The organism is Metaplanococcus flavidus, from assembly GCF_042675885.1.
Taxonomy (GTDB): Bacteria; Bacillota; Bacilli; order Bacillales_A; family Planococcaceae; genus Planococcus; species Planococcus flavidus.
This window is the reverse complement of record NZ_JBHTKI010000015.1, coordinates 50,188-64,301: the sequence shown is the minus strand read 5'-3', so window position 1 is coordinate 64,301 and position 14,114 is coordinate 50,188. Positions and strand designations below refer to the sequence as shown.

Here is a 14,114-nt window from a genome sequence, read left to right as displayed (position 1 = left end):
ACGTAGCTGATTTGACTTATATCCCGAAGAGCTAGGCACTGGAGACTAGACACAAAGTGGCTTATGACCCGAAGAGCTGGGCCGCCGGAGTCTGGACAAAGAAAATAGAAAAAAGCGCCACCAGCGTCAGTCCCACGAAGCAATTCGTGGGCTGTCAGCTGGCGGCGTTTTTTGTGCTGCCGATTTATTCAGTTTCCAGTAAAGCAAACTCATAACCCTGTTCTTTGATGGCAGCAATAAGCTGAGGCAGAATTTCGAGCGTTTGGCTTAACTCATGCAGCAAAATAATGGCGCCATCTTCCAGATGATCGACGACATTCGCGACAATCTGGCCAGGATCGTCTTTCAGTTCCCAGTCCATCGAAGCGATCCGCCACATGACGGTTTTGAGATCCAACTGTTTGGCTGCTTGGACGGTATCGGCATTGAACTGCCCGTAAGGCGGACGGAAAAATTTCACCGGGACGCCTGTAATGCGTTTGATTGCGTCTATACTTTTTTCCAGCTCGTCGTATTGCTGCTGCTGTGTCAGGTTATCAGTCAAATTTTTATGGTTTACGGTATGGGTGCCGATCTGGTGGCCTTCCGCCAATACTCTTTTCCACGGTCTCTCCTTGTGGAGGAGGCGGGATTGCCAGAAGAAGACGGCAGGTGTGTCCGTATCCTGCAATATATCGAGTATGTCAGGCAATACTCTTCCCGGCCCATCGTCAAAAGTGAGAATAACGGTTTTCCTGCCCTGGTTTCGATTCGGAACGGAAGCCAGAATTTCCGGATTTTGAGAGTCGTACACGACCCTGGACGGATTGACTGCTCATGGACTTTTTCGCATCAAAATCACTCCTCTTAAGAAGTTTGTATCAAATCTGGAAGAACAGGTTCTGCTGTTCGGATTCGTAAGTTTCCTCGTACTCCGTGCTTGTGAAATCTTCGGGCTTGCCATCGAAAATCAATTCACCGTCTTTCAACGCAATAATTCGCGTTGCATAACGTTTGGCAAGTTCAATATCGTGCACATTGATGATGGTCAGCAAACCCAGTCGTTCATGAATCTCCTGCAATAAAGAGAAAATACGGTTCGAAGTTCCAGGATCCAGGCTGGCCACGGGTTCGTCGCCCAGAAGAATCCGTGGATGCTGCACCAAAGCGCGCGCGATGCCGACACGCTGCTTTTGGCCGCCGCTTAAATTTTCTACACGGCGATTTTCCATTTCCGTTAGCCCGACTTCCGCAATAATGCGTTTAGCTTCCTGTATTTCATCGGCTGTAAACCAGCCGGCCAGGTTTTTAAATGTGGAGCGATAACCGAAGCGACCGGTTAACACGTTTTGCAGCACACTCATGCGGGGAATCAGGTTGAAATGCTGAAAAACCATCCCCATTTCCCGTCTGATTTGTCGCAGCTCTTCTTTCTGAAAAGATATCGGGGTGCCGTCAAAACGGATTTCGCCTTCAGTCGGCTGCTGCAAACCATTTATGCAACGAATGAATGTCGACTTTCCGGCGCCGCTTTTTCCAAGTACACAAACAAAGTCATTCCTTTCGAAAGATAAGTTTAAGTCGGAAAGGGCATTTTTCTTCATTCCGGGGTAACGGACTGATACATTTTTTAGTTCCAGCATTTTCATGCCTCCTTTAGATAACACGATTCCGGACAAAGCTGCCGAGCGAGTCGACAAGGATTACCATGACCATGATAATTAGGACGTCGAGCGACACAGATGAATAGTTAAACGTACTGAAATCATTGAACAGGCGCTGGCCGATGCCGCCGCCGCCGATGAATCCCAATATCAATGATGTGCGGATCGCCACTTCGAAACGATAGAAAAAATTGGACAGGACATTCGGCCAAATCTGGGGAAGAATGCTGAAGAGGGAAGCGACCCACCGTTTTGCGCCGACCGCTTTCATCGCTTCCTGAGGTCCGGTGTCGGCGGCTTCAATCAGCTCGGAAATCAGCTTGCCCATGACGCCGATGTTATGGAATGTGATTGCCAGCACTGCCGGAAACGGTCCAAGACCAAGCGTGGTCAGGAGAATCAAGCCAAAAACGATTTCCGGTACAGAACGCACAAAGCTGAGAGCAACCCGGAAAAAGTGGAAAACCGGCTTTGAGTGTGCTGTATTCCGCGCGGCCAGAAAACTGAGCGGCAAACCGATGATCAGCCCCAGAAAGCTGCCAAGAAAAGCCATCGCCAAAGTAGCCAGGGTATCTTCAAGCATGCCGGGCAGGCGTGTGAAATCCATCGGGAACCATTGCGACAAAAAGTCGATCATGTTCCGGAAATCCCGGAATTTCGTCAAATCGAACTCAGTCAGCCGCATACTGATGAATATCGCCACAACCAATAAAGCATATATTAATAAATTTCTCTTTTTAAACCACATCAAAATCAACTCTATTCTTTGGTGATGCCGCTACGGCTTATCGTATTGCCTGTAATTTTAAAACAAGGACTCGCTGCGAGTCCTTGTTTTTATTGTACAGTCTTTAGCGCTTTTAATTAGATAACTTTAATGCGTCCCGCATTGGATTCGGTAACTTCTCCGATGATTGAAGATTGAACACCGCTTCTCTGCAGGTCGCGCTGCAATGCATCAGCTTCAGTTTCCGGAACAGAAATCAACAGGCCGCCGGAAGTTACAGCATCACACAGGATGAGCTGATCGATTTCGCTGATATTTTCTGCGTAATCAATATCGGCTGCAAGCCATTTGTGATTTTTATACGTACCGCCCGGAATGATGTTCTGTTCGGCCAGTTCTTTGGCTTTTGAAAGAACAGGCACTTCATCATTATAGATTGTGACTCCGGTGCTGCTGCCTTTTGCGATTTCCATCGTGTGGCCAAGAAGGCCGAAGCCAGTTACGTCCGTGCAGGCATTGACGGTATAGTTTTCCATCGCTTCCGCCGCTTTTTTGTTCAATGTGGCCATGACTTCCATGACTTCATCGAGGTCTTCTTTGCCCAAAAGGTCATTCTTGATCGCAGTGGTTAAAATCCCGACACCAATCGGCTTGGTCAAAATCAGGCGGTCGCCAGCCTGTGCACCAGCGTTGGAGCGGATGCGGTCAGGGTGAATCGTGCCGGTCACGGATAATCCGAATTTCGGCTCCTCGTCGTCGATTGAATGTCCGCCAACCAAAGTGGCACCGGATTCTTTCACTTTATCGGAAGCGCCGGCCAAAATGTCAGCCAGAATGCTCTTATCAAGTGTATTGATCGGGAATGCCACGATATTCATGACGGTCAGCGGCTTGCCGCCCATTGCGTAAACGTCGCTCAATGAGTTGGCTGCACCGATTTGTCCGAACATATAAGGGTCATCGACGATCGGTGTGAAAAAGTCCAAGGTTTGGACAAGCGCCACATCGTCGCTGATTTTATAAACGCCGGCATCGTCGGCTGTATCCAGTCCGACGAGTAAATTAGGGTTTTCTGCATTTCTAGGTAAGTGACGCAGAACCTGCGCCAGGTCCTCAGGACCAATTTTGCATCCTCAACCACCTTTAGATGATAAAGAAGTCAATTTAACCATATCTTTTTCAGTCATTAGGATCCGCCTCTTTTCTGTATCAAGTATTGTCTTGCTGCGTGACTGAAGTATAAATCTTCAGCAAAGCTTCCGCTTCAAAGGAAGGAGAATGGTGATCGGCCGCATATTGTTTTGCCTGCATGCCGATGCGCTGCCTTGCTTCGTTATTATTAATCAGCTTGGCTGCGTAATAAAGGAATTGCTTTTGGTCATTATACAAATACCCGTTTTTTCCATTTATAACCATTCCATTATTACCTGGAACGTTGGATACCAGAACAGGCTTGCCGTAGCCCTTCGCTTCAAGAATCGCGGCTGGCTGCCCTTCCGAATGGGAAGTGTTCAGCACCACATCCGCATTTTCGAAAACAACGCCCATTTCAGCATGAGGAATTTCGCCGATATAGGTCAGCCAGTCGGCATGTTCTTCCACCAAAGCGAACACAATGTCCGCTTCCGCTTGTTCGAGAATAGGTCCTGCCAGCCACAGGCGAAGGTTCGGAATCGTTTTATGAAGCTTGCGGAGCGCGTCGATGGCAAACGGTATATTCTTTACTTTACGGATGCCAGCCGGCAATACGAATAAAAACGTGCCCGCTTCTTTTTCGAGCTGGGAACTTTGCGCCGAAGAAAAATCGCTGGTGCCTTGTGCAACTGCAAAGACTTTTCCTTCGAATTGCGGCGCTTCCTGCAGCACAGTGGTTTTTGCGGCTTCATCAAAAACGTGGATCGCCTTGGCGCCTTCCAGCGTGCTGAGAACATCGGGGCGTTTTTCAGGATTGTAAAGATCCGCATTCAAATCCGTGCCGGTCATTGTGATGATATAAGACTTCGGTTTTTGATCGAGCTGCTGCAGAAACTGATGGAAGTAATAGGCGTGAAAGCCGTGCACCAGGTCCGCATCCGGCAAAGTGGCGAAGCAGTTTTCTCCTGTAATTGAAACAATTTCAGTCCGTACACCAATTTTCTCCAAATTCCCTGCAATTCTTCGCACAGTCACAGTGTTGCCCCGCGGCTGCGGATAATTAGGCGCGGCCAATACTATTTTCATTGTAAGTTCAATCCTTTATTCGTTTGGCATGAAGAACTAGCTGGATATAAAATGCCTTCATCTAATTATCCTGAAATTAGTGTAATTTGTCATCTTTAATCACTCCAATGTGAAATGGTAAAGAAAAAAACCGCCAAATCGGCGGCTTCAGATTCGTAAGTTTGGCGGGATCGTGTGGGAATCGAACCCACCGGACCTGGCACGCAGGCCCCTCAGGGTTTTGAAGACCCAGGAAGACACCAGTCACTCATCCAACCCCGTAGCAGTAAGCGTTTTTAATTGTATATTGAAAAACACAGATCCGCAAGAAATGAGATCCGGAAAAAGATCAGCCGCTTTGTGAAAACGTGTAAACGACAGGCGGAACCGTTCGCTTGTAACACCGCTGGAGGAAGATTAAAGTTAAGATATTATATATGCTGAATTCATATATCCATAGTAGCCGATATTCCGCAAAACAGCTTCGCTTGCCTGGGGGCTTGCGCTGAGCTAACTCGGTCTCGTTCCACTTCGCCCGAGTGGATCTCAGCACTTCGCTTGGTCCCCTGGGCGTCTTCGCTGTTTTGCTTCATATCTAAGATACTCTCTCAATCAAAGTTACTTTCCTAGCGAAGGTGCGCTCCAGGAGCAGGCGAATGCCGACGAAGCAACAGACGAGTGATCTTCTCGGCTTATTGCGGGAGCCAAGGTGTGCCAAACGAAGATGGCACCTCCTTTGCGACGAGCAGTGCGCAGGAGCATGGTCTTTGCCCTTGTCCAAAGCACCGAAGCGGCATATTTATCGAATTCTTTAATTCAACATATATATCAATCAGAGAAGACGGGTGAGCACATGGAGAAGACATATTATACGATTGGCATGGCGGGTCATATCGATCACGGCAAAACGGCGTTGACGAAGGCGTTGACGAATGTGGATACGGATCGTTTAAAGGAAGAGAAAGAGCGGGGCATTTCCATTGAACCTGGCTATGCGCCGTTCGAGACAGAAGAAGGTCTGCAATTATCCATCATTGACGTGCCGGGGCATGAGCGTTTTATCCGGCAAATGATTGCGGGTGTGGCAGGCATTGATCTGGTGGTTCTTGTCATTGCGGCAGATGAAGGTGTCATGCCGCAAACAGAGGAACACCTGGAAATTCTTCAGTTTCTGGGTGTCGAACATTGCATCGTGGCCATCACCAAAATCGACCGTGTGGATGAAATTATGCTGGAGCTCGTTCAGGAAGATATACAGGAACGACTCGAAGGAACGATTTTCGACGGAGCGCCGTATGTGCTTGTCGACAGTTTGTCGGGAACAGGGGTCGATCAATTGAAGTCGGCGATCATCGACAGACTGAAGGCGGTAAAATTCCGGGACGCCTATGGTTCATTCCGTTTGCCGATTGATCAGGTGTTTACCGTTCAAGGGCAGGGTACGGTTGTCCGCGGAACGATTTATGAAGGAGCAGTCCAAAAAGGGGCGCAGCTGACTTTATTGCCGAAAGGGCTGAAAGTGAAAGCGCGCCAGATTCAGGTCCATCACGAAGAGCAGGAAGAAGCGCGTGCAGGGCAGCGGACAGCAATCAATCTCGGAGGAATCGATAAGAGCGATGTTTTTCGGGGGAATGTGCTGGTAGCGTCCGACCATTTTCTGGTGACCGACACGATTGATGTGGCATTGAATCTTACGAGTGGCACATTCACACCGCTCAAGCAGCGGGCACCGGTGAAAGTGCACGTGGGAACTTCAGAAGTGATGGGGAAAATCGTCTTTTTTGACCGCAATGAACTGGAGCAGACCGACGAGGAAGTGCTGTGCCAGATCCGGCTCGATGAAGAAATCGTGGTTCGACGCGGCGACCGTTTTATCGTGCGGCGGCCAACACCGGTTGAAACACTCGGCGGCGGCTGGGTGATTCAGCCGAAAGGCGGCAAATACCGGTTTGGTCCCGACACCATTGAGATGCTGCAGAATATCATGCAGGGAACACCGGAAGATCTCGTTGAAGAAGCGTTATCGAAAAACATCCTGTTGGATCTTCAGCAGCTGATTCAACAAACTTCACTCGATGAACCGGTCCTGAAAAAGACACTTACGGAAGGGTTGGAAGACGGCAGAGTGCTGGAAGTGGGTCCGCAGAAATTCAGCCTGGCCAAAACTTTTTCGAAGATCAAAGGGGAAATCGGTGCGCGTGTGGAAAGTTATCATACAGACTATCCGATGAGACCAGGTGTAAGCAAGGCGGAGTTGAGCCAGTCACTGAGCGCGGGCTATCCGAAGCCTTTTATTGAATACAGCTTGAATGCTTTGGCCAATCAGGGAGAATTGAAGAAGAACAAACAATTCATCACGCTCGGAACATTCGAACCGCATTTGCCGAAACAATGGAAGGTGCGTATGGAAGGAATCATTTCGGCTCTTGAAAAGGACGGCATCCAAGTGAAGAAATGGGAGCAGTATTTTGAAGGCACGCCGTTGCCGAAGGATGAGATTTCGGATTTGACGTTGTATTTATTGGAAACGAAACAGGTTTACCGATTGCAGGAGGATGCGATGGTCCACCGCCATGCGTTTGAAAAAGCAGTTACGAAGCTCAAGCAGGAAACGGACTCAGTGTTTGGCTTAAAGGAAGCGAAAGACAGCCTGGAAGTTTCAAGGAAATACTTGATCCCGTTTTTGGAGCTGCTCGATTCAATGGGGGTGACAGCCCGTGAAGACGACCGACGGCGATGGACTGACAGTTAAAAAGAGGAAATGGAGGGAGTTTCATGACTAAAAAAGTTATTATCGAATTTTGCATGCAGTGAAATTACGGACCTAAAGCCGCAAGTTTTGCGGAACAGCTGTTTAGACATTTCCGGAATGAAATCACTTCATTGGAATTGATCCCGAGTTCCGGAGGGGCATTTGAAATTACTGTGGATGGAAAGAAAATCCACTCGAAACTGGAAACCAAACAGTATCCGGAACTTGGTGAAATCATTCGGATAATTGAAAAATGAATGCAGTATAGGCCGGCGCCGGAAAGAACGGACGGCCTGCGCGAGCGGCCAATAAGATGGAGGATCTGCGATGAAGCAATATTTACGCCAATTACCGCCCGTACATGAATTGCAGAAAGACAATCGCTTTGATGAATTTCTGCAGGTATTCGGAATAAGCGCAGAACAAGGCACAAAATATCTCCAGCAGGAGCTGAGTGCGTTGCGCGAAGGGTTGCTGCAGGGCGAGGTGGCCATTACGCCATCCGAAGAAAATTTTACAGATTTGATTTTCAGCAATGCCGGTGAAAAAGCGGCGCGATGGAAAGAAGACCGTCTTATGCCGGTCATTAACGGAACAGGAACCGTATTGCACACTAATTTGGGGCGTGCGCGGCTGAGTGAGCCGGCGGTGGACCATATTAGCCGGGCAGCACGCGATTACTCCAATCTGGAATACCGGATCACTGAAGGCAAACGGGGTTCCCGCCATGATATTTTGGAAGAGCTCATAACTCAGGCGACAGGTGCGGAAGCGGCAATGGTCGTGAACAATAACGCTGCGGCAGTGTTTATGGTATTAAGTGCTTTGGCGAAAAATCGCGAAGTGATTGTATCACGCGGCCAGCTGGTTGAAATCGGGGGCTCGTTCAGAGTTTCTTCTATAATGGAAGAAAGCGGTGCGCGTCTGGTGGAAGTGGGCACCACCAATAAAACGCATTTATTAGATTATGAAACAGCCATGAAGGAAGAAACGGCGATGGTCATGAAAGTGCACACAAGCAATTTCAAGATGACCGGTTTCACACAAACCGTGGAAACAGAAGAGTTGATCGACTTGAAAAACCGATATGGCGATGTGATATTTTATGAAGATCTCGGCAGCGGGGCTTTATATGATTTTAAAAAGCATGGGATCGGAAATGAACCGCATGTGAGAGATGTGATCGCTGCAGGTATTGATATCGTCAGCTTCAGCGGGGATAAATTGCTCGGTGGACCGCAGGCAGGCATCATTGCAGGCAAAAAAGACATCATCAGCCAATTGAAAAAACATCAACTGGCGAGGGTATTGAGAGTCGATAAGCTGACGTTTGCAGCTTTGGAAGAAACTTTGAAGGCTTATATAACCAATGATGAGGCTGTACTGCAAATTCCGACAGTAAGAGATATTCTGCGCTCTCCCGAGGACATCAGGCAACAGGCAGAGAGATTCATTGTGAATTTAGAATCCAGGACTGACGCTTACCGGCTGGAACTGATGGAAAGTACATCACAAATAGGCGGCGGCACGATGCCGGAAGTGGAGATTCCCACTTATATGGCAGCAGTGAGCCATAAGATACTTCCAGCGCATCAAGTCGCATCAAACCTTAGAGAATGCCGGCCACCAGTCATCACCAGAATTCAGGACAATAAGGTTTGCATCGATTTCCGTACGGTGAGTGACAAAGAAATGGCTATTGTCGCTGATAGTTTTATGGCAATTGCACAAACGGAATAAAAAGAACCACGAGCTCGTTCCCCTCTAAAGATGGGACGGCCTGTGGTTCTTTTTATGTGCGTAATTTATAAAGAGATGACAGCAGTTGCTTCCAGCCAGTTTTCAATGGCTTCAAAGGTGTGTTGCGCATCTGAATAACCTTGCTTAAACATTTGTTCAAGTTTTTCGGGATTGCGTTCAGCTCCTTTAACTTTAAAATCTTCCGAAGGACGGATGACGAAAACTTTTCCTTCGCTTTCAAGTTTGTCGATTTCGTCCAGCGTATCATTATAAAGTTTCCAGCGTATTTCCATGGCATGGGTGAGTCCTATATAATCTTTGTAGAAATAACGGGTTGTCTTGGAGAAAGGGGAAGCCTTTTTACGGAAGCCTTTGCTTTTCGTCAGAACGATAACGGGTTTTTCCACACCATCAGCGATCGCTTTACGGATGGGAATCGGATCCGCAACACCGCCGTCCATCAGTTGATGGCCCCTGTAAGTGACTGCTTTAGACATGAAGGGAATGGAGCTGGATGCCCGGATAATCGACAGAATGTCGCTCGGATGTCCGCTTTTCTCGAAATAGACAGGTTCTCCGGTAAGGCAATCTGTTGTGCCAATGACAAAGCGTTCCTCAGCTGCGTGGAATGTTTGAAAATCAAAAGGCTGCAGCACATTCGGGATCTGATCGAAAATCAAATCCATGCCGAACAATTCCCTCCGTTGAATCAGGTTTCGGAACGAGATGTAATCAGGGTGGCCAACATAATCGATCATGACCGACCTGTTTCGTCCGCGTTGTCTGGAAAGATAGGAAGCGGCGTTGCAGGCTCCTGCAGATACCCCGATAACATAGGAAAAGTAACGATCTTTCTCCATGAAGTATTCCAGAACACCCGCAGTATAAATCCCTTTCATCCCGCCACCTTCGAGGATTAAGCCGTCTTTATACATATCGATCCCCCCGTTTTTTTGAATACCAGATTATTCTTGTAAATCACTTTTCAGAATCTATCAATTCCCCAGTTTCCTCATCATAAAATCTTAATAGATCTTTAATAATCATATTATCAGAATATTCCAATTCCGCAATAGCTTCATCAATATGCGGCTCACAAAATTCGAAATTCATGATTTCGCCGGTGCCATTTTCGTAACACTTATTTCCGGCAAAGACATAATTTTCGGTGACAAAACGCCCGTCCCGGAAAATTACGAATTCCTCGTGATCCGGTGCAAACAAGTCGTTTCCGAATTGGACATCAGAACCCGCATCAACTCCAAGCAGGTTTAACAATGTCGGACGCAAATCGATTTGGGCACCAATTTTTTCATTTATATGGCCTTCTCCGGATCCGGGAATGTGGACGAAGAAAGGTACGCGCTGCAATTGAGCGGATTCATAAGGGGTTATTTCTTTCCCCAGGTATTGGGCCATTGCTGCGTTATGGTTTTCGGAAATTCCGTAATGGTCTCCGTACAGGATGATGACAGAGTTCTCATACAATCCTTGTTCTTTTAGTTCATCGAATAATTCCTTCACAGCTTCATCCAAATAACGGGTCGTCTGGAAGAAGCGGTTGAGTGTGCCGGAATTCGAGTCGAACTCCGGGATCAGTTTATCTTCTTCTTCCAATGTGAAAGGGAAGTGATTCGTCAGCGTGATCAAACGACTGTAGAATGGCTGCGGCATTTCTTTCATATGCGCAACGGATTGCTCGAAGAACGGAATGTCTTTCATCCCCCAGTTGACGGCTTGGCCTTCGCCGATTTCGTAGCTTTCAATGTCATGGAATTCATCGATGCCCATGGAATCATACATCATATCCCGATTCCAGAAACTTTTCGTGTTGGCGTGCTGGACGTTTGTTGCATATCCTTCATTGCCAAGTTTTTCAGCCATTGAATTGTAGGTATTCCCTGCATGCGTGAAAAATACGGCACTGCCTCCCAACGGATAAAGGGAGTTTTCAAGCAGGAATTCAGAATCCGATGTTTTCCCGAGTCCTGTTTGATGATAAAAGTTCGGGAAATAAATCGTATCTTCATCCTCCGTCAATTCATTCAGGAAAGGAGTGACGGTCTCGCCGTTCATCTCTGCGTTGATTGTAAACGTCTGCATTGATTCCATAGTTACAATTATCAGGTTTTTGCCTTCAGCAATTCCTTTCATTTCTTCTGAAGGATCCACGTGGTGAGTACGCACATGATTGTTTACCTCAACCAGCTGTGAGCTGTCAGCAAACGCCCGCTGTGCCTGTGACTTGGATTGAATGTAAATATCGTACAGATGGTAATTATAGACACCGATATTTTTTACGAGCATCTCACGATCAAAGCTTCGCGTCAGAAGTTGCGGCCGTTCTGCTTCCGCCAAACCCAGATTCAAAAACAGGGTAGCGGCGGACAGCAGGAAATAAGCTCTTCGCCAAGGCACAGAGGTCGCCTTTTCATGCACCACTGGCAGGAATTTAATGGCGAGCAGCACAAGGATGACATCTGAGAAGTAAAAGATGTCCGTAATGAAGATGCTGGCAGCGGCACTGGTACCCAGATCCCCGAAATTATTGGTCTGGAAAAGCACCGGCAGTGTTATGAAATCCGAAAAGAACCGGTAGAACGCAATATTTGCGTACAGGACAATGGACGTCAACAATGTCATCGCCACAAGGAAGCGATTCCTGTTGGCGGGCTTTTTAATGAAAAGAGCCGCACCATAAAGGAACAATAATAAACTCAGCGGACTGAGTAACAGGATGAATTCCTGCATAAGGTTATCGATGGTTATGGAAAACCCGGTCTTGTAAACAATATAGGTTTTTAGCCAGGTGGCTATAATTGCGATTGCCAATATGCTATGGCTTGGCCATTTCTTGCGGTTCATGCAAAAACTCCTTTTATGAATATTTCATCTAAAGATGTGCTGGCATAGCCAATCTCAAAATAAATTTTTCTCATTATTACCTAGTTTCATTCTAACACAAAATAATCTTTTTTCCCATAATGGTTACATTTCGGGAAAAATGGTGCTACACTGTTCCCATTGCAATATCAGCTGGCTCCGTTTACCGAAGCCATATGAAATACACTATATAAAGGAGCAAGACATGTTAGAGAAAATCAAAAAAGAATGGTTTTTCAATATCAAAGGAGATGCGCTGGCCGGATTGGTCGTTGCGCTCGCCCTGATACCGGAAGCCATTGCCTTTTCAATAATCGCAGGTGTCGACCCAATGGTCGGCCTGTATGCATCCTTTTTAATCGCCGTAATCATTGCGTTTGTCGGAGGGCGTCCCGGGATGATTTCCGGTGCAACCGGTGCCATGGCCCTGTTGATGGTGCCACTGGTACAGGACCACGGAGTGGAATATCTCCTTGCAGCGACCATTCTGACGGGGGTCATTCAAATTCTCTTTGGGGTCTTCAAAGTCGCGAAAGTTATGAAATTCATTCCCCGCGCCGTCATGATCGGCTTTGTAAATGCGTTAGCTATTCTAATCTTTATGGCGCAAGTACCGCATTTTCTGGGTATTAATAACGTCACTTATATTTTCGTGGCGATTACACTTGTGATTGTCTATCTGGTTCCGAGATTCTTTAAATCGATTCCAGCACCATTGATTGCCTTGGTCTTTCTAACCGGCGCCGCGATTTTTGGCGGATTTGAACTGCGGACAGTCGGGGATTTGGGAACGATTACACAAGCACTTCCGTCTTTCCTCCTTCCGAATGTGCCGTTTACATTTGAAACATTCCTGATTGTGCTGCCGTTTTCATTTGCCCTCGCAATCGTCGGTTTGCTGGAATCGTTGCTGACGGCGAATATCGTCGATGATATGACTGGAACGGGAAGCGATAAGAACAAAGAGTCGAGAGGACAGGGAATTGCCAATTTCGTTACCGGTTTCTTCGGCGGAATGGCGGGCTGTGCCATGATCGGCCAGGCCATCATCAATGTGAAATCCGGCGGCCGAGGCCGGCTGTCTTCACTGCTTGCAGGTGTTTACCTGATGTTCCTCATCATCGTACTGGGCGAATGGGTCGTGCAGATTCCGATGCCGGTATTGGTCGGCATCATGATCATGGTAGCCATCGGCACATTCGATTGGTCATCCTTCACTTACTTGAAAAAAGCGCCACTCAGCGATTCGGTTGTAATGGTTGCGGTGGTTGCCATCGTCGTCTATACACACGATTTGTCGCAGGGTGTGATTGCCGGTGTCGTCTTGAGTGCCATCTTCTTTGTCGCCAAGATTTCAAAAATTAAAGTGGAGAAAAAGCTGCTGGAATCGACTCATTATCAGGTGCAGGGTCAATTATTTTTTGCCTCTGTCGATGATTTTCTGGACAAATTCGATTTTGCAGTGGAAGATAAAGATATCGTGATTGATTTCACGGATGCCCATATCTGGGATGATTCCGGCGTCGGGGCTGTCGACCGTGTTGTCCTGAAGTTCAGGGAAAACGCGAATAGGGTCGAAGTTGTCGGTCTGGATACGGGAAGCCAGAAATTGATCGATCAGCTGGCCATATTCAAGAGTGATAATGCGAAATTGCCAGCGCATTAAAAAGATGAAAAGGGGAGTGTCGACATATGTATAACAAAATTTTATTGGCTGTGGATGGTTCCGATCATTCACTCCGCGCCGCAAAGGAAGCAATCCAGGTTGCCGGGGCGAACCCGGATGCACAGATCACGATTGTTTACGTAGCAGATCACGCCAATGCGAAAAACGACGTGCTGCACAGCGGCAGTTCTGCAGAACTTGATCTTCAGCGCCGTAAAAAACTGCAGCCGGTGGAAGAATCGATTGCCACGGGTAATATCAAATACCGTGTTGAAATTCTGCACGGCACACCGGGGCCTGCAATTGTGGAATATGCCAATGAGGAAAATTTCGACATCCTCGTCATCGGCAGCCGTGGCTTGAATTCACTGCAGGAAATGGTGCTCGGCAGCGTCAGCCACAAAGTGGTAAAACGTGCCAATTGTCCGGTTCTCATTGTAAAATAAAACAATATGCGAATAAAACAAGGGGGTTCCGCATGGAGCCCTCTTGTTATTTCGTTGA

At 47.4% G+C, this 14,114-nt stretch carries 11 protein-coding genes, 1 tRNA gene and 1 pseudogene; 5 read left to right on the top strand and 8 right to left on the bottom strand.

Annotated elements, in window-relative coordinates; translation table 11 throughout:
* Positions 1–184 precede the first annotated feature (184 nt).
* From ACFQ1X_RS11085 to ACFQ1X_RS11060, 6 genes are all read right to left on the bottom strand, one after another.
* Positions 185–793 (bottom strand): polysaccharide deacetylase family protein, encoded by a 609-nt coding sequence (locus ACFQ1X_RS11085; RefSeq protein ID WP_379082578.1) that lies wholly within the window; start codon positions 791–793, stop codon positions 185–187.
* A gap of 67 nt (positions 794–860) precedes the next feature.
* Complete coding sequence (phnC, locus tag ACFQ1X_RS11080; RefSeq protein ID WP_144838195.1) at positions 861–1,622, bottom strand: phosphonate ABC transporter ATP-binding protein; 762 nt, start codon at positions 1,620–1,622, stop codon at positions 861–863.
* 13 nt (positions 1,623–1,635) lie between these two features.
* Positions 1,636–2,391 carry a phosphonate ABC transporter, permease protein PhnE gene (gene phnE, locus ACFQ1X_RS11075; RefSeq protein WP_144838193.1) on the bottom strand — a complete coding sequence of 252 codons (756 nt, stop codon included), beginning with the start codon at positions 2,389–2,391 and terminating at the stop codon, positions 1,636–1,638.
* A 116-nt stretch (positions 2,392–2,507) separates the two neighbouring features.
* The gene (selD, locus tag ACFQ1X_RS11070; protein ID WP_144838191.1) at positions 2,508–3,557 is read right to left on the bottom strand and encodes a selenide, water dikinase SelD; all 1,050 of its coding nucleotides are present in this window, start codon (positions 3,555–3,557) and stop codon (positions 2,508–2,510) included.
* Between the two features lie 22 nt (positions 3,558–3,579).
* Entirely contained in the window at positions 3,580–4,590 is a 1,011-nt protein-coding gene (locus tag ACFQ1X_RS11065; RefSeq protein WP_144838189.1) for a glycosyltransferase family 4 protein, read from the bottom strand.
* 162 nt (positions 4,591–4,752) lie between these two features.
* Positions 4,753–4,849: transfer RNA gene (locus ACFQ1X_RS11060), tRNA-Sec, on the bottom strand.
* Positions 4,850–5,422: 573 nt separating this feature from the next.
* Between ACFQ1X_RS11060 and selB the strand changes: the two genes are divergently transcribed.
* From selB to selA, 3 genes and pseudogenes are all read left to right on the top strand, one after another.
* Entirely contained in the window at positions 5,423–7,321 is a 1,899-nt protein-coding gene (gene selB / locus ACFQ1X_RS11055) for a selenocysteine-specific translation elongation factor (RefSeq protein WP_144838187.1), read from the top strand.
* Between the two features lie 74 nt (positions 7,322–7,395).
* Positions 7,396–7,578 (top strand): annotated as a pseudogene (locus ACFQ1X_RS11050) (Rdx family protein); the annotation flags it as partial.
* Between the two features lie 70 nt (positions 7,579–7,648).
* Positions 7,649–9,061, top strand: a complete 1,413-nt coding sequence (selA, locus tag ACFQ1X_RS11045; RefSeq protein ID WP_144838184.1) for an L-seryl-tRNA(Sec) selenium transferase — start codon at positions 7,649–7,651, stop codon at positions 9,059–9,061.
* Between the two features lie 65 nt (positions 9,062–9,126).
* On the opposite strand, the gene ACFQ1X_RS11040 is transcribed toward selA, so the two are convergent.
* Positions 9,127–9,996 carry a patatin-like phospholipase family protein gene (locus tag ACFQ1X_RS11040; RefSeq protein ID WP_144838182.1) on the bottom strand — a complete coding sequence of 290 codons (870 nt, stop codon included), beginning with the start codon at positions 9,994–9,996 and terminating at the stop codon, positions 9,127–9,129.
* A 43-nt stretch (positions 9,997–10,039) separates the two neighbouring features.
* Positions 10,040–11,926, bottom strand: a complete 1,887-nt coding sequence (locus tag ACFQ1X_RS11035) for an LTA synthase family protein (RefSeq protein WP_144838180.1) — start codon at positions 11,924–11,926, stop codon at positions 10,040–10,042.
* Between the two features lie 223 nt (positions 11,927–12,149).
* On the opposite strand from ACFQ1X_RS11035, the gene ACFQ1X_RS11030 reads away from it, so the two are divergent.
* Both ACFQ1X_RS11030 and ACFQ1X_RS11025 read left to right on the top strand, forming a co-directional pair.
* Complete coding sequence (locus ACFQ1X_RS11030; RefSeq protein WP_144838178.1) at positions 12,150–13,610, top strand: SulP family inorganic anion transporter; 1,461 nt, start codon at positions 12,150–12,152, stop codon at positions 13,608–13,610.
* A 26-nt stretch (positions 13,611–13,636) separates the two neighbouring features.
* A complete protein-coding gene (locus tag ACFQ1X_RS11025; protein WP_144838176.1) occupies positions 13,637–14,056 on the top strand; it encodes a universal stress protein in 420 nt (139 codons plus the stop codon).
* Positions 14,057–14,114 lie beyond the last annotated feature (58 nt).